Consider the following 18393-nt stretch of genomic DNA (forward strand, 5'->3'; position numbering starts at 1 on the left):
TTGTTGTACCGAGTTTACCGCATGTTTATGCAGCCTGTCAATTTAACACGACCAAAAAATGTAAGAGGTTACACGGTTGTGTCAGAAACGCTCTTCTGAATGTAAAAAGTAGAAAAGAGCGACTTTATGCTGAATATCGTTGAAAGGAGTCGTGCCAAGAAAGCATACAAAAAAGTCCTGATCTTCTAGGGATCAGAACTTATGATACTTTCTTATACATCATTTCGCAGGTAAAATGGATAAAAAACTTTCTTAATTTACCTTCCCTTTCACACAAAAAAAGAAGACATAAATTTCGTCTTCATAGCGCTTTCTCAGAACCTTCCCACTTTTTTGCCTTTCAACTCAAGGAGTAAAAGAAATCTCCTCAGAAAGTAAAAAAAACGTATCTATTTTAAAATGGGAGTGGTACACTAAACAAACGAAGAGTATTGCACGTGAGAAAAGAAAGACTTCCCCAAGTATCCATTTTCTCCAATACTCTTCGGACTCTTCAGTACGTATATTAATTATACGTACTTTTTTCATTTGTTCAAGGCTTTTGAAAGATTTAATCAAAAAGTGAAAATCGATAAAAACGTACAAATCCCTTACGCTAATTGACAATGATTCTCAATTAGCGCTATACTAAATGAAATCACTCACAGCAAGGAGGAATTTCATGTATATCCGTACCGTCGCATTTGAAGTAATTCCTGAAGGTAAAGAACGATTTCTAGCTAAAATGAAAAAAGATACCGCCTCAATGAAAACATTCGCTGGCTGTCAGTCTGCTGAAGCTTGGTTTTCAGAATCAAAAGACCGCCTCGTTTTCCAGCTGGTGTCAAAATGGACTGAGAAAAAAGCATTTCAAGCTTGGTTAAAACGCCCCGAACATCTGCAAAAGCACCGAGATGCGTATCGAGCAGAAAAGGAAGGAACTGCAAAACCGAGCCTTGTTTTGTCCAAAACAGGTCAAGAATTTGTCTTGATCGATGAAGAGCCTACTCCTAGTTAAACGATACGAGCGATCCACCAAAGCTGATTCCGTTCGCTTTGGTGGATCGCTTTCTTGTTCAGTATCTCTCTTTTCTATTCCACCGTTCGCTCGTTCAGGGTTCTTCCTTGCTGATCTTTTAATTGAAGCCAGCCATTGGTCCCCCCATAGTAAAGAAACATGCCGACCTCATTTACACTTTTTAATACGACGTCTTCAATCGTTCGTCCCTCTTTGATCGCTGATTGATTCTCTTGCCGTATCTTTTCTGCTAATCGAGCTGAAAAGCCCACCGAGCCGTCTTTGTTCAAAGGGACCTCTTGACGCAAGGTAGCGCCTTTTTCAATTCGAACCTCGTTGCGTTTCTGCCAATAGACCGTTGCTGTACTTCCTTGATAATCCACCATAAAGGGTTCATCTTGTAATTCTTTTGACCATTTATGACGAGGCTTGCCCCCTTTTTTCACCGCTTTCGTTTCCTTTTTACTGGTGGATACATACCCCAGAAAATCGATCAAGCAATCAAATGATTCCGCACAAACAGCGACCCCTTGTTGCAGTTCCTGTGGAATCACGATAGGTGCGTTGGAAGCATTGGACAAATGATATTTCTCTTGATAATAGGCTGCTAAGTATGGCGCCATGATCTCCCAAGGTGGTGTAAGGATCATTAAGCGATCATATTCTTGCTTGTCATCAAATGTTTTCTCATCTGCTACTGATAGTAATTGGCCTTCTTTTATGGCTAAGAGGACGGTATTGTCTTTTGTTTCAATAAGTTTTCCTTTAACAATTTGCAGTTGCCCTGCTTCCTTCGGCAATTCAAAAAGCATCTGTTTGTCATCAATGACCGTTTTTTCTAATTCCATTTCGCTCCCTGCTTTCTGCTAGTTTCTCGCCCATTATAGCATGTATTTTTCTACGCAGCGGTGTCCAAGAATCAAAAAAAGAGGCTACTTCCAAGAAACAGCCCCTTTGTTAAGGGAATTGGTTTACGTGCATGGCTTCGCTTGATTGGGATTAACCCTTAGCTAGAAAAGCATTCAACCAATGCTGGTTGATAGATCTCGTTGTATTTTGCCACAACTCGTCCACAACGTTCTTCAAGCTCGTCATGATCAGTCTCTTCATAACGGATCACATGCAAAACGGCACAACGTTCCATTTTTCTGACCACTTCTCCGATAACGCGGCTTTCTAAGCCGACTGGTTTACATTCATATGCTTTACCTAATACAATTGTTTCTGCTTCCATAATGCGCTCCTTACTACTCGTTTCTCTAATTGTATTATCATCTTATCATCTAATTTTAATAAAATAAAGCGATATGCATGTCCATTTAAAACAAAAATGAAAAAAGTGCCCATTATTCAATGAACACTTGCTTTGTAAACGTTATATTGTTTTTTGCTAATTATTAAGAAATGACGATTTATTTACGACTCGCTACTAGGATCGCCGCAAATTCTTCAAGATATTTCTGATCGATCTCATCATAGCTGTTCGTTTTGCCACTATCGATATCCAAAACACCAATCAATTGATCATCAGCTATCATAGGAACAACGATTTCAGACATAGCTGCCGAGTCACAAGAGATATAGTTCTCATGTTCTTTGACATTCGGGACGATCAATGTCGTTTGTTTTGCCGCTGACTCTCCACAAACTCCTTTGCCCATAGTGATTCTGGTGCAAGATACTCTTCCTTGGAACGGGCCTAAGATCAGTTCGCCTTCTTCAAACAAATAGTAGCCGGCAAACACCGTATCTTCCAATGTTTCATTTAATAAAGCAGAAGAGTTTGCTAGATTAGCGATCCAATTACTCTCTGCTTCTAGTAATCCTTTTAATTGCAGAAGCATCAATTCATACGCTTCGATTTTTTTATTCATTTTCTCACCTCTGTCCTTGATTATAAGCAAAGACAGAGGATTTGTCTTGTCTAAATTACTGAGTATGGGAAACAATAATGTGAAAAAAGAACTGTTGCCTAAAATAGCCTATCCATCCACTCGTACCAATAGTCAACGCTACTCATAGCATTTCCTTCTCAGTCGTCTTTGAAAACTTACTAGGCATCAATCACAGTAAAGCGAGTGTTTTCATGTTGTACTGTTTCGATCTCATCGATAATTGCCTTAGCTAACGTACCGCTAGATGTCACCGATTCCTTTTGTTCGTTGAATAGTAAGTGATCTTTCCCTAAAATCGCTGGTTTAGCTGGTCCTTCTTGAAAGACATTCCCAGGAGAAATCCCCACCCAAGGGACATTTTTGACTGTTTCTAAAAAGAGATATTCGTCTAGCTGATTTTCTGGAATCGCAATCCAACTTTCGCTTCCTGGTGCTTTTTTCAACTCAGAGAGATTACGTTCCCCCGCTTCATTGAATAAACTGCCGGCTCCTAAGATGAAGAACAAACGAGTATTTTTTTCTCGAAACAGGTGCACTAATTTTGCTGCCAGATCCACATGCAAGTAAGCTTTGTCAGGACTTGTCGCAAACGCGTCAACAAGCACATCAAAGTCACTGAGCTCTTCTTCTGTGAGAGAAAAAGCATCCTTTGTAAGTGTTTTGACCGTCTCACCAAGTTGTTCTTTGGCCTTCGCTTCATTTCTCACGATAGCAGTCACTTCGTGTCCTCTCTGTACTGCTTCTTGATAAATTGCTGAACCTGCATTCCCTGTTGCGCCAATAATACCGATTTTCATAATGATCATCCTTCCTACTTTTGTTTTTTTCAAAATCAGTTGTTACTAATTAAGTTACAACTAGAGTATAAAAGAAACTTTCTTCCCTGTCAAGAATTTGCCTAGCAGGTGAAAGTTCTTTTTTTACAGCCTTTTATGTGACACTTTTAATGATTGGCTTCTACTTGAATGCCGTCAATGATGGATTGTAGCGAGATAGCGCTCATTTCCTGCTCAATTTTCTTTTGCAGCACATCGTAAGTTTCCTCTAATACCGTTTGGATATTCCCCCCAATCAAGCAATTGGGATTGGTCTTTTTGTCCGCATGTAAAAGATGCTGATCTTTTTCAACACTCGCATAGATGTCCAACAAAGAAATCTCATTTGGTTCCTTCGTTAGTTTAGGGTTTGGTTTTCCTCTTTGGCTTTCGATCAATCCGGCAATACGCAGATCACTCATAATCCGGCGAACATAAGCAGGATTCGTTTCAACACTCTGGGCGATCCGATCACTTGATAGATCAGTTCCTTTAAAGAGGTGGATGTAAGCGAGGATGTGAATGGCGTCGCTGTATTTCGTTGAATATTTCACTTCGTCTCCACTCCTTTTTCTTGTATCATACCTCTTTTTTCAGATTTAGACAAAGGGTACTGACCAATCTTACAAAACTCGAGGATCCCATCAAGAAAAAGCAGCCCTCAAAAAGTTAGCACAAAAGCCTAACTTCTTGAGGGAACTGCATACTGAACCATTTTTTTCCTTTTTATTTAAACGAGCACTTTGCTAATAGCCCTTCATCCAAGCAGACTCAATCTGATTGCCGTCAGGATCAACGATTTCATAGCCGACCATCATGTCCTCTGGAATCCCCATATCAACTTGGAACGACTGTCCACCATTTTCTTCAGCGATTTTTGCAAAATTCTTTGCTTCTTCTGGTGTGTCAAAACTAAACGCGATCAATGCGCCACTCGTCTTCTTTGTATCTGCAATACTTCTACCATTTAGAAATTGTTGGTAAAACGCATGTTCTAACAGCATTAACCAAATCGATTCACTCCAAACCATTCCACTGCTGGTCTCGTTTGAGAACTCTTCATTTTTTACAAACCCCAGCGCTTCATAAAAGGATGTTGCACGTTTGATATCAGTGACAGGCAAGTTAATAAACACCATTTTGTTCGCCATTTTCTTGCTCCCTTTCTTTGGTAAGCTGCACTGCTGAATCCGTTCTCATTATAGCACCTATCGGTTCATTCACAAAAACATCAGTCTTTGTCCTCTGCTGCTAGTCTGAATAACCTGATCCAAAATTTTTTTCAAGTAAAAAAAGGCCTTGCACACATAGGCCTTTTAGCTTTTCTCATCTATGAAAAAGTAACTTGATAAGCATTAGCAAAGAATCATGTTTTCGCTAATACAATCAGCCCAAACTACTTTATTTAATACTCAAAGCTCAAGTCTTGAGTCGATCACGGTTACTTTCCCACGATAAATTTTTCGATACTCTTTGGGCGTATAAGAAGTTGCTTTTTTAAATTTCTTACTAAAATAATTTGGATCATTGAATCCTACTCTAACAGAAATTTCACTGATTGATCGATCACTTGTTGAGAGTTCTTTTTTGGCAACTTCAATACGATAAATCATCAAGTACAATGAAAAGGTCATTCCTAATGTATTCTTGATCAAACGGCTGGTGTGATACCGACTTAAATGCAGGTGATCTGCTAAAGTGTCTAACGTAATATGTTCTCTATAATTTTCATGAATATAGCGCAATATCTTATGTCTTAAAGAAAGCGAAGGAGAAGCTTCATTGTTTTTCTCGACGTGCAGCAAGGAAATCTGATTGATGGATTGAATCCCTCGGTCCAATGCATAAACAAAATCATTGGTGATCGGTTCGACCAAATAATCGATCAAGTCGTAACGCAACGCTTTTTGAGCGATAGCAAAACTTTCTACTGCAGAATACAAAATTGCTTTTGCATTCGGATAAAAAGAAAGCAACTCTTTGTATAATTCAAAACAGTCCTCTTCGCCATCCGCATTGATCACTGCAATCTCAACCATCTGCTCAAGACAGGTACGCTGAAGTGCTTTTTTCGAATCAACCATTGGAAGCAAGATGACATTTGGGAAATGACGATCAATCAAACGAACCATCTCGCTAACTGCTCTTCGCTCTTCGCTGTCAATGATCAATAAATTACACACGAAATTTTCTCCTTCGCTAAAAATTCATAGTCGGTTTCTCTATTTTCGTTTATTTTTCTTGAAAATCAATAACCATCCGTCCTTTGATTTTTCCTGAAAGCATTTCATCAAAAATATCGTTGATCTCTTCTAACTGACGCATGACTACTTTAGGAACGACTTTCCCTTCCGCTGCAAATTGGAAAGCTTCTGCTAAATCAGTTCGTGTTCCAACAAGGGAACCGACAATCTTAATCCCATCCAATACAAGTCGAGGAATGTTCAAGTCCATGCTTTCTGGTGGGAGACCGACCGCTACAATCGTACCGCCCGCACGAACAGCATCAACAGCAGAATTGAAGGCTGCTTTTGAAACAGCTGTTACTACGGCTGCATGTGCGCCGCCGGTTGCTTCTTGAATGATTTTTGCCGCATCTTCTTTTGCAGGATTGATTACAAGATCAGCGCCGTGATCTTTTGCGAAGTCCAACTGTTTGTCGTTGATATCGATTCCAATCACTTTTGCATTAAAGACATTTTTAGCATATTGTAAGGCTAGGTTTCCTAGTCCCCCTAAACCATAGATGGCGATCCATTGACCTGGTTTAATGTCAGAAACTTTTACCGCTTTATATGTGGTTACACCTGCACAAGTAATGCTGCTGGCTTCAGCAGAACCTAAGTCCTCTGGAACTTTCACTGCATAGTCAGCTACAACGATACATTCTTCAGCCATACCACCATCTACAGAATAGCCGGCATTTCTAACCGAACGGCATAATGATTCATTCCCGTTCACACAGTATTCGCATGATCCACAGCTTTCATACAACCAAGCGACACTTGCACGGTCACCGATTGCTAGAGAAGTAACATCATCACCGATTGCAACCACTTTACCGATTCCCTCGTGTCCGAGTACGATCCCAGATGCATCTCCAAAGTCGCCATCTTTTACATGCAAGTCAGTATGGCAGACACCGCAACACTCCATTTTCAATAATGCTTCATTCGGACGAAGCGCTCTTAATTCTTTTTCCTCGATTTTTACAACCTTATCTTTTGATACTACAGCTGCTTTCACAAAGACACCTCTTTCAATTCGATTAAATAAAGAACTCCCTTTTATTTGTGAAGTAGTTAACTAACGCATAGAGGTCAGTAATAGCTAGATAAAAGAAAGTTCTCTATCGAGAAGATTACCATAGAAATCATCAAAAAAAGGGGAATTTATTGCTTTTTTTCTGTAATCATTTATTAGAAAACAATAATGAAATCATTCAAAATTTTTTCTTTATTTCCAGATTACATAAAAGTAAAAATTAAAAAGATAGAGAAAATTCATCTCTATAAATAACAATCGTTTCAATAAAAAACATCAAGACGATCTGATAGAAGACTGTAGGATGATTTGTACTCACTGTTCTTCTATCCTTCTATTTTTATCCCTTCGATGACTTGCGATTTATTTTCTTTCAGGCGCTGAATGTCCTATTGGTATTTAGCAAGATGTCCCTCGTCAATGTTTTTCTGAAAATTTCCATTCCCTTCTTCTCCTTTTCTACTCATAAAAGCAACTAGTGCACAAAGGCGGTCGATCAAACAATCGACAATCTGTACTCTGTCATTATTGGACAGCCGATAAGTATCCACAAAAAGTTTCAATCGATGGCATTGCGTTTCACTCAGATGACTGTTCCCATCAAAATACAAGGGTACCCAGCGGTACGCAGCATAAGAAACATCCCATAACCTGCTTCCTGGCCTTACTGTGTCAAAATAAAAAAGCCCAAAAGGCTCCCCAACTACGATCGGCACATAATACGGAAAAACATAGTAATCAATCAGCAACTACCTAATCACTCAAAATGAACTTCTATAGCCTAAATGTGTAGTGAACGTTTAATTAAAATCTCCGTTTATTGCCTCTTTGCCTTTTTTATAAAAAACTGCTGATCAGTAACAGTTGTTGAGAGGGAAATAAACTTGAATCTGAAGAAAGTATTCTGTCTTCGCAAAACTTTAGACGATCATTTCATGGTATCCTCTGCTAGATAAGCTAAAATCATTTATGAAAAAAGTTACTCTGACGTACATGTAATTTTTGTTGCGCCAAATGAAGCATTGAGGGAAGTTGGATAGAAGTTTCAGAAACGGCAGGCGGTTTGAATGACAAACCGTCTCCAGGCGTCATTTGCGCATGTTCCACTTGAAACATCGTAAGAAACGGCTAACGAATAGAAATAATTATTTTTGTTAGCACTACGTTTGCTCTTGAAGGAAAACCTGAATGGAATTTTTTAGAGAACGTCATTTCTTGATGTGTCTTTTTCTTGACCTAAAGTTAACTTCAGCATTTATACTAACAATACTAACTTAAGAAAGAAGGATTTATATGAGAGCAGCAATTTTTGAAAAAGCAGGATTAGTTAAAATGGAAGAAGTAAAAAAGCCAACTTTGCAAGCAGCCGATGATGTTATTATTAAAGTTGTCCGAGCATGTGTTTGCGGTTCTGATCTTTGGTCGTATGCCCATGGCGATAGTAAAGAACCTCATTCAGTTAATGATGGTCATGAGGCATTAGGCATCGTTGAAGAAATCGGTCCAGACATTACGACTGTGAAACCTAGAGATTTTGTCATCGTCCCCTTCACCCATGGTTGTGGTGAATGTGATGCTTGCCGTGCCGGCTTTGATGGCACATGCGACCGTCATCAAGGTACAACGAATTGGTCTAACGGTTTCCAATCTGAGTATATCAACTTCCATTACGGCAACTGGGCCCTTGTAAAAGTTCCAGGTCAGCCAGCTGATTATACGGAAGGTATGATCAAGTCTCTTTTAACTTTGGCAGATGTTATGCCCACAGGATATCATGCGGCACGTTGTGCACATGTAGAAAAAGGGGATAAAGTCGTCGTGATTGGCGATGGTGCCGTAGGACAATGTGCTGTCATCGCGGCAAAAATGCGTGGGGCTTCCCAAATTATTTTAATGAGCCGTCATAAAGATCGACAAGAAATGGCTCTTCAATCAGGTGCTACAGCTGTTGTGGCTGAGCGTGGTGAAGAGGGAATCGCGAAGGTACGCGAGATCCTTGGCGGAGGCGCGGATGCTGCTCTTGAATGTGTTGGTACAGAAGCTGCCATTACACAAGCCCTTGGTGTATTGCATAATGGTGGTCGTGTAGGTTATGTCGGCGTCCCTCACTATGACAATCGACCAATCGGTTCCACTTTTGCTCAAAACATTTCCATTGCAGGAGGATCTGCATCGGTCACAACATATGATAAGGAAATCCTGTTAAAAGCGGTGCTTGATGGTACTATCAATCCAGGCCGCGTTTTCACCCAAACCTATGATTTAGATGATATCAACCAAGCCTATGCCGATATGCAGGAACGAAAAACGATCAAATCTATGGTTGTTGTTTCAAGGGATGAATAGACAAAGCTAATTAAAAAACGCTCGTCCGAACAATGGACAGCCTCTCGATAGACAAAGTACTATAACCAGTACTTTGTCTTTTTATCTATGAAGAAAGAAAACACTGTAACAGCCTACCCTTTTTCCACAATTAATCAATTCTAGAACTTTAAAATGATAGAACATAACGCCAAACAAAAGAAAAAAGCCCTTGAAATCAAGGGCTTTTGCTTCATCTGATAATAAATGATTAACGACGAATTTCTTTGATACGAGCTGCTTTTCCGTGTAATGCACGCAAGTAGTACAATTTTGCACGACGTACTTTACCGTAACGAACAACTTCGATTTGTGCAACACGTGGTGTGTGCAATGGGAAGGTACGTTCAACACCTACACCGTTTGATACTTTACGAACTGTATAAGTTTCGCTGATACCAGCACCGCGGCGTTTGATGACAACACCTTCAAATAACTGGATACGTTCGCGAGTTCCTTCGACAACTTTCGCGTGAACGCGAACAGTGTCCCCAGGACGGAAAGCTGGGATGTCAGTACGTAATTGTTCTTGAGTTAGTTCTTGAATCAATGGATTCATGTTTATCATTCTCCTTATTCCCAAACATTCTTAAAGCATGAAAGCTCCAGCGGAACATCGTAATAGTTGAGTTTACACTCACTGAAATATCTTACCACAGTCGACCACAGGCTGTAAAGAGAATTTTCTTGTCATGGCACAGAATATCAAAAAAACTGGCACTATTTTACTTGCCAGTCTTCGCTTCGTCTTCAATTTCTTTTAAAAGCTTCTGCATTTCAGCGGTCAGCGGATAAGTTTCCAGCATATCTGGACGTCGCTGATACGTTCGGCGCAAGGATTCTTTTAATTGCCACTGCTCGATCAATTTATGATTGCCATTCATCAAAACTTCCGGCACTCTCATGCCTTTGAACTCTGCCGGGCGTGTATATTGCGGATGCTCTAATAAACCAGTGGAATGAGAATCAGTTTGTGCGGAGGTTTGATTGCCCAAAACTTCTGGTAATAGCCTGACCGTCGCATCGATCATGACCATTGCCCCCAATTCGCCGCCAGTCAAGACGTAATCGCCCAGTGACACTTCATCAGTGACCAATGAACGGATTCGTTCATCATAGCCTTCATAGTGACCGCAAATAAAAACAAGGTGCTCTTCGGTAGAGAATTCTTCCGCCATCTTTTGATCAAAGGGTTTTCCCGCTGGGTCTAATAGGATCACCCGCTTTTTCGTTTCTGGTGTCGCTTCTTCGATCGCTTTGATATTGTCATAGACAGGTTGGACTTTTAATAACATTCCTGCTCCGCCACCATAAGGATAGTCATCCACTGTTTGATGTTTGTTGTCAGAATAATCACGGAAATTAGAGACATTGATTTCTAACAATCCCTTTTCCCGTGCTTTACCGATGATCGATTCTCCAAGAGGCCCTTCAAACATTCGTGGAAATAGTGTCAGCACATCAATTCTCATCGTCTAACAACCCTTCTGGGATCTCAACGATGACCTGACCATTTTCAAGATCGATGGTATGAACAACAGATTCGATATAAGGAATCAAGGCATCCTTCTTCCCTTTTCGCTGTACCACCCAAACATCATTGGCGCCTGGTGAAAGGATCTCTTTGACTTTACCAATGACTGTGCCATCTTCGTCGACGACTTCCAGACCAATAATTTCATGGTAGTAAAACTCATTTTCTGCTAGATCCACCAAATCATCCTTGGTAACTTTTAAAATGCCGTTACGAAACGGTTCAACGTCGTTGATGTTAGGATAGCCCTCAAACGTTAACAAATCAAAATTTTTATGTTTGCGATGACCTGAAACAATCAATGGTAATGGCTCTTTATTTTCACGAAAAAGTGTCAATTCAGCCCCTTTACGGTAGCGTTCTTCTGGAAAATCCGTTTGTGATATCACTCGTACTTCTCCACGGATCCCATGTGTATTGACGATTTTCCCTACGTTTAAATATTCTGTCACGTTCGTTCCCCATTTCTTCTAACTTCTGTTCTATTTTAGCATAGCAAAGTAGCGAATTCTAGCCGTTTCCTAGCGCCCCCTGTTTTCCTCAAAATCATCGCGCGAAAAACACCCCTTCGACGCTCGATCAAAGGGGCAATGTCCTAATCTGAAACTTATTGATTCATTGAAACGGCCATTTCCAATGCTGAACGTGCATCTTGATGTTGCACCGTTCGAAGCATCTTTTCTTGTTGCCAGACCACGGTAGTTGCTGTATGGTCATTTTTTCCCATATCGATAGTGATTTGACCGACCTCAGGTGCTGGAAGCATGGCTTCTTCTAGATACGCTACCACTTCTTTGGCAACCGGCACAGGATCTTGCTCCTCTTGGTTGACTGCTCGAACAGTCAATGACCAATTTCCTTCTTGCCAGCTCAAATAACTGGAGCCAGCAGCTCCTTGCATATGCCCAGTAATGCCATATCCGAGATCGACGGCTTGTCCGCCATCATCCGCTGTTACATTGACCGCTGCAGCCGCTTCATCCGCTGATTGATACTCTTTTGATTGAAAAGCAGCAAGCGGTGTTTCTTCGTTCAATGCCTTGTCATTGAGAGACAATTGCTGATCAAGTCCATAATAAAGAATCGAGGCATCGGATTGACTGCCAGCTGTGGCCGCATTCAACACTTTACCCGAAGCAAGCGGAACGTCCTTTGGCAAGACAAGATCAGGGAATACCGCTTGTATTTGGCTATAGATGTCTGTGGTGCTACTCGTATTTGAAGAATCCTCAGAAACCGCCTGACTAGTCGATGCACTTGATTGACTGGTTTCTGACTGACTACTTTTTTGTGTTTGGGTACTTTCCACCATAGTCGTTGCTGTTGTTTCAGCTGTACTGGCTTGACTGGTTTCTTGGTCTTTTTGATTAGTACAGCCAGCCAAGGTTCCGATCGCTAGCAGCGTAACAAATAATCCTAGTTCTTTTTTCATGATGTTCCCCTCCTTATACAAAGGATACCCCTCAATAAAAAAAATGACAAACAAGTCAGATTGTCTGTCATTTTTTTTGTCGATTTTTTAAAGATTAGTGACCCAATTTTGCAGTGATTGGAAGCCGTCCTTGATCCATTGCCAAACTTGATTGGCGATCGTCGATAGGTCGCCCCAACGAAAGTTTTGTGTCCATTGGTTCAATTGGGTCATGATCTCCTCACGATAGACCCAAATTAAAAAGAGCAACAACAAGATCCCTAGCGTTCGCCAAAGAAAAGAACCGATTTTATAAATAAAGACGAGAATCAAAAGAACGACGATCCATGCGATTAGTTGAGACATACAAGCACCTCCTCATTTTTGATTATCTCAAAACCATCCTTTTTTGTCCTCCATCTTAAGCATGAATTTTACAAAAAAAAGCATTTCTCTTTGAGAAATGCTTTACACTCTTGCTTATTTACCATCAATGATATTCAAACGAACTTTTTTCGGTCCATTTGTCCGTACACTGTAAACGATCGTTCGAATTGCTTTGGCAACCCGACCTTGTTTACCGATGATACGACCAATATCTTCTGGTGCCACAGTAAGATTATATTCCAAGAAATCATCTGACTCTACCAGCTCAAGCTTGATATCCTCAGGTTTGGTAACAAGTGGTGAAACGATCGTTAAGACTAATTCTTGCAAATCTTTCATCCAAAGTCACCTTATTTCTTAGTGAATTTTGCTTCGTGGTGTTTTTTCATAACGCCTTCTTTAGAAAGGATGTTACGAACTGTATCTGAAGGTTGCGCACCTTTAGATAACCAATCAAGAACTAGATCTTCTTTGATTGTTACTTCAGCTGGGTCTAGTAAAGGATTGTAAGTACCAACTGTCTCGATGAAACGTCCGTCACGAGGAGAACGTGAATCTGCTACGACGATACGGTAAAAAGGTTTCTTTTTAGAACCCATGCGTTTTAAACGAATTTTTACTGCCATTATTTACACCTCCATTGATTTAATCACAAGAGCTAGTTTAACAGGTTTTTCTGATGGTGTAAAGAGTTTTTTCTTTACAGCTGAAAAAAGTTTTTCTTTCCTGTTTTTTCGGCATGGTTATCTTTTGCCAGAATGAATCTGGACACGTATCATGAATATTAGAGAAACCTTTTTAAGGTCAAATCGTTTTATTTGCACCATTCACTTACTTTTGGTAAGATAAATGAGTAGAAAACAACAAGGAGGAATTTTACATGACAAAAAAAATCGGTTTTATCGTCGGCAGCTTGCGGGAAGGTTCTTACAATAAACTCGTAGCGAAAAAATTCGCATCACTATTACCAGAAGGTTTTGAAGCATCTTTCATCGAGATCGGCAACTTGCCTTTTTACAATGAAGATTTGGAAGTTGAAGGAAAAGTTCCTGCTGAATGGACAGCATTTCGTGAAGCATTAAGCGCCGTTGATGGTGTCTTCTTCTTTACACCAGAATACAACCGCTCTGTTCCTGCAGCCTTGAAAAATGCTTTAGATGTTGGTTCTCGTCCTTACGGTGCGAGCAGTTGGGGCGGCAAACCAGCCTTAGTCGTCAGCGTTTCTCCAGGAGCGATCGCTGGATTTGGTGCGAACCATCATTTGCGTCAATCATTAGTCTTTTTGGATATGCCTACTCTGCAACAACCAGAAGCCTACATTGGCGGTATCACAAACTTGATCGATGAAAACAATGAAATCAATCCAGATACAGTAAGCTTCTTCGAAACGATCCTTGCAAAATATATTGAATTCTTTCAACGATTCAACTAATGAAGATTCCATACAAAAAGACCAAGAAACTCGGCACTGAGTTTCTTGGTCTTTTTTACTGTGAAGAATAATCGTTTGCGCTTTTTACTCGCTGCCTGACACAGACTTTCGGACAAAATGGAGTTCTGTCAGTTCCCCCATCTGTTTTGTTTCAACAAACGTCAAGCGTCTCGAGTAATCCCCCGGTTCAAACAGTCGCTTGCCTTCTCCTAAAAACACCGGCGCGATTTGAATAAACCATTCATCGATCAAATCAGCTTCCAGCAATGGTTTTAGTAAGGAACCTCCCCCTACTACCCATACGTTTTCCTCTTGTTTTAATGCTGAAACAAATGCCACTGGATCCGTTGACACTAGCGTTGCATCTGGCAACGGTTCTTTTTGTGTTCGGGAAAAAACATAGTTTGTCGTTTCGGGATACAACAGTCCACCATCCATAAGTTTTTTTGCTTCTTGATAGGTCTTTCTCCCCATCACTGTCGCATCGATGGTTGCAAAAAATGCTTCATAAGTCGTGGCGACACCGGTATCGGTTTGAAACAGCCAGTCCAGTTGATCCTTCAGACCTGCTAAATAGCCATCGAGGCTGATCGCACCATAGAATATCACTTTTCCCATTATGCTCGCTCCTTTATTCTTTGTTTGCTGCTGATGTTCGACAAACACAAGTGACTAAATGGTCGTTGACCATGCCGACAGCTTCCATAAAGGCGTAAATAATGGTCGTTCCGACAAATTTAAACCCTCGCTTTTTCAAATCTTTCGCTAGCTGATCAGAGATTTCCGAATGGGTCGGTACATCGGATTGCTGCTCAAATTCATTAATAATCGGCTGATGATCGACATATTGCCACAAGAATGCGGAGAAACTACCATATTCTTGCTGGATTTTTAAAACTTCTTGGGCATTGCTGATCGCCGCTTCAATCTTTCGCCGATTGCGGATGATTCCTGGATTCATCATCAGTTCTTCCACTTTTTCTTCCGTATAGTTCGCTACTTTGGTGATTTCAAACTGATCATACGCCGCATCAAAATTCGCCATTTTATTTAAAATCGTTTGCCAGCTCAACCCTGCTTGATTCATATCTAACACCAATTTTCGAAACAACTGCTGATCCTCATACTCAGGTTTCCCCCAGATTGTATCATGATACTCCTGCATCGCTGGTGTACTGTTGGCCCACTCACATCGTTCCATTGTCCTCATCAGCTCCTTTTTGTTTATTTTATCATAAAAGACTTTACTTCCACTAGTGTACTACGTATACTAGTACACATAAATGAAAGGAGCTGATTTTGTGGTTCGTATTAACAAAGCCAGCAGCAAACCTTACTATGAGCAATTGGTTTTAAGTATCAAAGAAGATATTCTGAACGGTGTTCTAACCGCCGGAGATCAAGTGCCTTCGGTTCGTGAAATGGCCAAGCACCTGTTGATGAATCCAAATACCGTCAGCAAAGCCTACAAAGTATTGGAAAATGAGCAAGTGCTTGTCACCATCAAAGGAAAAGGCACCTTTGTGAAAGTTACTGAGGATCTGCCACGCGATGAGATTCGGATCTTACAAGTGAAAGAACGTTTGAAAGAATTGGTGATCGAAGCACGCCATCTACAGATCAGCATGCGTGAGCTGAGTGATTGGATGAATGGCTTTGAACAAGAGTTAGGAGGCGATCCACAGTGAAGATCGAACATGTGACCAAGAAAATGGAACAAACAATTATCTTAGAAAACGTGAACTTCTCTTTGGAAAAAGGAGAACTCGTAGGATTGATCGGCCGCAATGGTTCTGGGAAAACCACGCTGTTTCGGACGGTCGCTGGACATTATTTACTAGATGATGGCGAGATTTCGATCGATAACCAACGCCTGGATCAGCACCCGGAATTAAAAGAACAGCTTTTTTATATCGATGAAAAAGAAAACTTTCTGGCTGCCTACTCGTTAAAAAAAATCAATCAATTTTATCGGCTTGCTTATCCGAATTTTGATCAAAATCTTTATTTAGAATTGATGCAAAGCCATGGTCTGCCGCTAACGCTTTCTTACCGGCGAATGTCAAAAGGAATGCAAGGTCTTTATAAGATGATTCTAGCGATCGCTTCAAATGCGACGTTCTTACTGTTAGACGAACCTTTTGATGGTCTTGATGTGATCGTCCGTAAAAAAGTGATCGGACTATTGCTGGAAAGCCTCAGTGAGTCGAATCGTACCGCATTGATCGCTTCCCATAATCTAAATGAATTAGAGCATATTATTGATCGTGCCTTGTTGATCAAAGGGAAAACGATTGAAGGAGACTACCGTTTGGAAACGATTCGCGAACAATCTCGCAAACTTCAACTCGTCTTTCGCAGCAAGCAGATTCCTCCCCTTATCAAGCAGCGCTCCAAGCTGATTCAAAAACAAGGTCGAGTCTTGACCGCTTTGTTTGACAATTACACAAAAGAGCTGGCGGCTGAGATCCAGCAGCTTGACCCTTTGGTTTTCGAAGAATTGCCATTGACCTTGGAAGATCTGTTTGAAGCAAATTTACGACAAGAGGCATTAGTGGAAGGATAGAGGTGGAAAACGATGTTAAGCAATATATTTAAAGAACGCTACGGCAAGCTGCTGATCGGCTTTTGTTTTGTCTTACTCTTAATGTATCTTGGTGATGGCTGGCAATCACAAAAAGCCTGGCATCAGCAAGAACGCTATTTGACATCTGAAGAATTTATCAAAGATTTCAACGAAAATCGAGAGTACTATGTCAAAAGCTACAAGGGTGAAACCCCGGTTTACTTTGATTCGGCAACAGAATACCGCGATGCGGTATTGACGATCAGCAATGAGTCCCCTGATGAGATTTATTACAATCGCCCTTATATGACCACCATGAATCAATTTGTGATTGTCTTCCTGTTTATTTGGGGCTTCTTATCCTTTTTTGTCGATGGCCGCACCAATTTCAATCGCTTTTTATTTGCCTTACCCTTTAGCAGAAAGCACGTCTTTCACAAGAAACTGCTTTTTATCGGCTTACCCTTGACCGCTTGTTTAGTGTTGGGTCTGTTAGGTCATATCCTGATCGAATACACGATGATCCCAGCTCGCTATCTCGCTGTGCCGCTTCAAGACGTGCTGCTTTCTGCCCTTAGTACCTTGGCAACGAATCTGCTAGTATTTGCTGCAGGTCTCTTGTTAGGCGTTTTGCTGGGGAATCTGTTTACTGGCGTGCTCTCGGTCTTCTTCACTATTTCGCTAGGATCAATGGGGTATAGCTTTTTCCAATGTACCCGCGAGTTTTTTAGTTTTGTGTTTCTTGGTCATGGGGATTTTCTGATTCCTTTTCAAACCTGGATCGATTGGCCGCAAGGATATGTCTACCCTTGGTGGCTGCTGCTCCTTTACCTCGGCTTGAGCGGCTTGCTGATTCTGGCTGCCGAAAAAGTGTTCTCGAAAATCTCTTTAGAAAATGACGGTGATTATATAACGATCCCTAAATTGCGCGCACCAGTTTATTGGCTGCTTTCTTTGGGAACTTGGTTCTATTTATCCATGATTTCTTATTACCCACTAGAAATTTTTTACCGTAATCTCTATGAGGGGTATGATGTCAGTCTTTGGAACATCGCCCTTCGGCTCGGTTTATTACTGGTTGCCTGCTTATTCATCAGTTTGCTGCTTGTCTATCCTAAAGCGCTGATGAATTGGTGGTACAAACGAAAAAACAAACAAATCAGTGGAATATAAAAAAGCATCCCTGCAACATGTTCTTGTTGCAGGGATGCTTTTAAGTTTAATGTCTAGGTTTGTCGTCGTCTTTTTTGTCAAAGAAGTCATTTACTTTACGAGAAACATCATCCGCAAAATCTTCAACCTTATCTTTGGCTTTCCCATATTTATTTTGGGTTTTGCCTTTTAATTCTTCGGAGTCATCTCCTGTAAGTTTCCCTTTTGTTTCGGTTACTTTTCCTTCAATGCGATCTTTGTTTGTCATCGTAAAAAACTCCTTTCATACTTGCTATAAATTAATAGTAGCACCATTTAACAGAAAGCACGAATGTTCTGCTTCTATCCTATTTTTAGAGGTGCTCGCAACGATAGTTGATCGCTATTTTTGACTCTTGGACGATTTGAGATATTCGGTAGAAAGCTGGCTTTCTCTATAAAAAAGGATGTTCTCTAGATGTTCTATTTGATGTTCTTTGAAGGAGTTCATTTAAAGAGGACGCTGTGAGCATAAAAAAGCATGACCTGAAGAAGGCAATCTGAGGAGCTGCAGTTGCTAGAATCAGCAGGTACAGC

The 18393-nt window shown here is 40.7% G+C and carries 24 protein-coding genes; 6 read left to right on the forward strand and 18 right to left on the reverse strand.

Annotation, left to right across the window (positions count from 1 at the left end; genetic code table 11):
* Positions 1 to 661: 661 nt before the first annotated feature.
* Entirely contained in the window at positions 662 to 997 is a 336-nt protein-coding gene (locus tag IGJ25_RS13395) for an antibiotic biosynthesis monooxygenase family protein (RefSeq protein WP_081116493.1), read from the forward strand.
* Positions 998 to 1071: 74 nt separating this feature from the next.
* Here IGJ25_RS13395 and IGJ25_RS13400 read toward each other — a convergent pair whose 3' ends face one another.
* The 8 genes from IGJ25_RS13400 to adhP form a co-directional block, all read right to left on the reverse strand.
* Positions 1072 to 1845 (reverse strand): hypothetical protein, encoded by a 774-nt coding sequence (locus IGJ25_RS13400; RefSeq protein WP_081116494.1) that lies wholly within the window; start codon positions 1843 to 1845, stop codon positions 1072 to 1074.
* Positions 1846 to 2003: 158 nt separating this feature from the next.
* Positions 2004 to 2231 carry a hypothetical protein gene (locus IGJ25_RS13405; protein WP_005229082.1) on the reverse strand — a complete coding sequence of 76 codons (228 nt, stop codon included), beginning with the start codon at positions 2229 to 2231 and terminating at the stop codon, positions 2004 to 2006.
* 178 nt (positions 2232 to 2409) lie between these two features.
* Positions 2410 to 2871, reverse strand: a complete 462-nt coding sequence (locus IGJ25_RS13410) for a GAF domain-containing protein (RefSeq protein ID WP_015510123.1) — start codon at positions 2869 to 2871, stop codon at positions 2410 to 2412.
* Between the two features lie 179 nt (positions 2872 to 3050).
* Positions 3051 to 3698 carry an NAD(P)H-binding protein gene (locus IGJ25_RS13415; RefSeq protein WP_016608699.1) on the reverse strand — a complete coding sequence of 216 codons (648 nt, stop codon included), beginning with the start codon at positions 3696 to 3698 and terminating at the stop codon, positions 3051 to 3053.
* A 137-nt stretch (positions 3699 to 3835) separates the two neighbouring features.
* The gene (locus IGJ25_RS13420; RefSeq protein WP_010749722.1) at positions 3836 to 4261 is read right to left on the reverse strand and encodes an Rrf2 family transcriptional regulator; all 426 of its coding nucleotides are present in this window, start codon (positions 4259 to 4261) and stop codon (positions 3836 to 3838) included.
* A 192-nt stretch (positions 4262 to 4453) separates the two neighbouring features.
* Positions 4454 to 4858 carry a VOC family protein gene (locus IGJ25_RS13425; protein ID WP_005229066.1) on the reverse strand — a complete coding sequence of 135 codons (405 nt, stop codon included), beginning with the start codon at positions 4856 to 4858 and terminating at the stop codon, positions 4454 to 4456.
* A gap of 261 nt (positions 4859 to 5119) precedes the next feature.
* Entirely contained in the window at positions 5120 to 5839 is a 720-nt protein-coding gene (locus IGJ25_RS13430; protein ID WP_171805173.1) for a response regulator transcription factor, read from the reverse strand.
* A gap of 100 nt (positions 5840 to 5939) precedes the next feature.
* Positions 5940 to 6953 carry an alcohol dehydrogenase AdhP gene (gene adhP, locus IGJ25_RS13435; RefSeq protein ID WP_005229064.1) on the reverse strand — a complete coding sequence of 338 codons (1014 nt, stop codon included), beginning with the start codon at positions 6951 to 6953 and terminating at the stop codon, positions 5940 to 5942.
* A 1311-nt stretch (positions 6954 to 8264) separates the two neighbouring features.
* On the opposite strand from adhP, the gene IGJ25_RS13440 reads away from it, so the two are divergent.
* On the forward strand, positions 8265 to 9317 hold the full coding sequence (locus IGJ25_RS13440; RefSeq protein ID WP_225001401.1) for a zinc-binding dehydrogenase: 1053 nt from the start codon (positions 8265 to 8267) through the stop codon (positions 9315 to 9317).
* 229 nt (positions 9318 to 9546) lie between these two features.
* Here the strand turns inward: IGJ25_RS13440 and rplS are convergent, their stop codons facing one another.
* From rplS to rpsP, 7 genes are all read right to left on the reverse strand, one after another.
* Positions 9547 to 9894 carry a 50S ribosomal protein L19 gene (gene rplS / locus IGJ25_RS13445; RefSeq protein WP_002357176.1) on the reverse strand — a complete coding sequence of 116 codons (348 nt, stop codon included), beginning with the start codon at positions 9892 to 9894 and terminating at the stop codon, positions 9547 to 9549.
* Between the two features lie 166 nt (positions 9895 to 10060).
* On the reverse strand, positions 10061 to 10807 hold the full coding sequence (gene trmD / locus IGJ25_RS13450) for a tRNA (guanosine(37)-N1)-methyltransferase TrmD (RefSeq protein WP_081116496.1): 747 nt from the start codon (positions 10805 to 10807) through the stop codon (positions 10061 to 10063).
* Entirely contained in the window at positions 10797 to 11321 is a 525-nt protein-coding gene (rimM, locus tag IGJ25_RS13455) for a ribosome maturation factor RimM (RefSeq protein ID WP_081116497.1), read from the reverse strand. Before rimM ends, trmD begins: the two co-directional genes overlap by 11 nt.
* A 155-nt stretch (positions 11322 to 11476) precedes the next feature.
* Positions 11477 to 12301 (reverse strand): hypothetical protein, encoded by an 825-nt coding sequence (locus tag IGJ25_RS13460; protein ID WP_081116498.1) that lies wholly within the window; start codon positions 12299 to 12301, stop codon positions 11477 to 11479.
* An 87-nt stretch (positions 12302 to 12388) separates the two neighbouring features.
* Entirely contained in the window at positions 12389 to 12646 is a 258-nt protein-coding gene (locus tag IGJ25_RS13465; protein WP_005228919.1) for a hypothetical protein, read from the reverse strand.
* A 114-nt stretch (positions 12647 to 12760) separates the two neighbouring features.
* Positions 12761 to 13006, reverse strand: a complete 246-nt coding sequence (locus IGJ25_RS13470; protein WP_005228918.1) for a KH domain-containing protein — start codon at positions 13004 to 13006, stop codon at positions 12761 to 12763.
* A gap of 11 nt (positions 13007 to 13017) precedes the next feature.
* The gene (gene rpsP, locus IGJ25_RS13475) at positions 13018 to 13293 is read right to left on the reverse strand and encodes a 30S ribosomal protein S16 (protein WP_005228917.1); all 276 of its coding nucleotides are present in this window, start codon (positions 13291 to 13293) and stop codon (positions 13018 to 13020) included.
* Between the two features lie 254 nt (positions 13294 to 13547).
* Here rpsP and IGJ25_RS13480 point away from each other — a divergent pair, with 254 nt between their 5' ends.
* Positions 13548 to 14099 (forward strand): NADPH-dependent FMN reductase, encoded by a 552-nt coding sequence (locus tag IGJ25_RS13480; protein ID WP_005228916.1) that lies wholly within the window; start codon positions 13548 to 13550, stop codon positions 14097 to 14099.
* A gap of 84 nt (positions 14100 to 14183) precedes the next feature.
* On the opposite strand, the gene IGJ25_RS13485 is transcribed toward IGJ25_RS13480, so the two are convergent.
* Together IGJ25_RS13485 and IGJ25_RS13490 are read right to left on the reverse strand one after the other, a co-directional pair.
* Positions 14184 to 14717, reverse strand: a complete 534-nt coding sequence (locus IGJ25_RS13485) for a dihydrofolate reductase family protein (RefSeq protein ID WP_005228914.1) — start codon at positions 14715 to 14717, stop codon at positions 14184 to 14186.
* Between the two features lie 13 nt (positions 14718 to 14730).
* The gene (locus tag IGJ25_RS13490) at positions 14731 to 15300 is read right to left on the reverse strand and encodes a DNA-3-methyladenine glycosylase I (protein ID WP_081116499.1); all 570 of its coding nucleotides are present in this window, start codon (positions 15298 to 15300) and stop codon (positions 14731 to 14733) included.
* 100 nt (positions 15301 to 15400) lie between these two features.
* On the opposite strand from IGJ25_RS13490, the gene IGJ25_RS13495 reads away from it, so the two are divergent.
* The 3 genes from IGJ25_RS13495 to IGJ25_RS13505 are packed head-to-tail and all read left to right on the forward strand — an operon-like array spanning position 15401 to position 17838.
* Positions 15401 to 15787 (forward strand): GntR family transcriptional regulator, encoded by a 387-nt coding sequence (locus IGJ25_RS13495; RefSeq protein WP_005228910.1) that lies wholly within the window; start codon positions 15401 to 15403, stop codon positions 15785 to 15787.
* Positions 15784 to 16665, forward strand: a complete 882-nt coding sequence (locus IGJ25_RS13500; protein WP_015510136.1) for an ATP-binding cassette domain-containing protein — start codon at positions 15784 to 15786, stop codon at positions 16663 to 16665. Before IGJ25_RS13495 ends, IGJ25_RS13500 begins: the two co-directional genes overlap by 4 nt.
* 12 nt (positions 16666 to 16677) lie before the next feature.
* A complete protein-coding gene (locus IGJ25_RS13505) occupies positions 16678 to 17838 on the forward strand; it encodes an ABC transporter permease (RefSeq protein ID WP_167826978.1) in 1161 nt (386 codons plus the stop codon).
* A 46-nt stretch (positions 17839 to 17884) separates the two neighbouring features.
* Here the strand turns inward: IGJ25_RS13505 and IGJ25_RS13510 are convergent, their stop codons facing one another.
* The gene (locus tag IGJ25_RS13510) at positions 17885 to 18085 is read right to left on the reverse strand and encodes a CsbD family protein (RefSeq protein WP_005228904.1); all 201 of its coding nucleotides are present in this window, start codon (positions 18083 to 18085) and stop codon (positions 17885 to 17887) included.
* Positions 18086 to 18393 lie beyond the last annotated feature (308 nt).

It is taken from the genome of Enterococcus sp. DIV0240d, assembly GCF_051711245.1.
GTDB lineage: Bacteria > Bacillota > Bacilli > Lactobacillales > Enterococcaceae > Enterococcus_D > Enterococcus_D casseliflavus.

Bases quoted from the DNA above. Each gene is read 5' to 3' on its own strand.
- IGJ25_RS13395 (WP_081116493.1), top strand. From the start codon at position 662: ATGTATATCCGTACCGTCGCATTTGAAGTAATTCCTGAAGGTAAAGAA.
- IGJ25_RS13400 (WP_081116494.1), bottom strand. From the start codon at position 1,845: ATGGAATTAGAAAAAACGGTCATTGATGACAAACAGATGCTTTTTGAA.
- IGJ25_RS13405 (WP_005229082.1), bottom strand. From the start codon at position 2,231: ATGGAAGCAGAAACAATTGTATTAGGTAAAGCATATGAATGTAAACCA.
- IGJ25_RS13410 (WP_015510123.1), bottom strand. From the start codon at position 2,871: ATGAATAAAAAAATCGAAGCGTATGAATTGATGCTTCTGCAATTAAAA.
- IGJ25_RS13415 (WP_016608699.1), bottom strand. From the start codon at position 3,698: ATGATCATTATGAAAATCGGTATTATTGGCGCAACAGGGAATGCAGGT.
- IGJ25_RS13425 (WP_005229066.1), bottom strand. From the start codon at position 4,858: ATGGCGAACAAAATGGTGTTTATTAACTTGCCTGTCACTGATATCAAA.
- IGJ25_RS13430 (WP_171805173.1), bottom strand. From the start codon at position 5,839: ATGGTTCGTTTGATTGATCGTCATTTCCCAAATGTCATCTTGCTTCCA.
- IGJ25_RS13440 (WP_225001401.1), top strand. From the start codon at position 8,265: ATGAGAGCAGCAATTTTTGAAAAAGCAGGATTAGTTAAAATGGAAGAA.
- rplS (WP_002357176.1), bottom strand. From the start codon at position 9,894: ATGAATCCATTGATTCAAGAACTAACTCAAGAACAATTACGTACTGAC.
- trmD (WP_081116496.1), bottom strand. From the start codon at position 10,807: ATGAGAATTGATGTGCTGACACTATTTCCACGAATGTTTGAAGGGCCT.
- IGJ25_RS13460 (WP_081116498.1), bottom strand. From the start codon at position 12,301: ATGAAAAAAGAACTAGGATTATTTGTTACGCTGCTAGCGATCGGAACC.
- IGJ25_RS13465 (WP_005228919.1), bottom strand. From the start codon at position 12,646: ATGTCTCAACTAATCGCATGGATCGTCGTTCTTTTGATTCTCGTCTTT.
- IGJ25_RS13470 (WP_005228918.1), bottom strand. From the start codon at position 13,006: ATGAAAGATTTGCAAGAATTAGTCTTAACGATCGTTTCACCACTTGTT.
- rpsP (WP_005228917.1), bottom strand. From the start codon at position 13,293: ATGGCAGTAAAAATTCGTTTAAAACGCATGGGTTCTAAAAAGAAACCT.
- IGJ25_RS13480 (WP_005228916.1), top strand. From the start codon at position 13,548: ATGACAAAAAAAATCGGTTTTATCGTCGGCAGCTTGCGGGAAGGTTCT.
- IGJ25_RS13485 (WP_005228914.1), bottom strand. From the start codon at position 14,717: ATGGGAAAAGTGATATTCTATGGTGCGATCAGCCTCGATGGCTATTTA.
- IGJ25_RS13490 (WP_081116499.1), bottom strand. From the start codon at position 15,300: ATGGAACGATGTGAGTGGGCCAACAGTACACCAGCGATGCAGGAGTAT.
- IGJ25_RS13505 (WP_167826978.1), top strand. From the start codon at position 16,678: ATGTTAAGCAATATATTTAAAGAACGCTACGGCAAGCTGCTGATCGGC.
- IGJ25_RS13510 (WP_005228904.1), bottom strand. From the start codon at position 18,085: ATGACAAACAAAGATCGCATTGAAGGAAAAGTAACCGAAACAAAAGGG.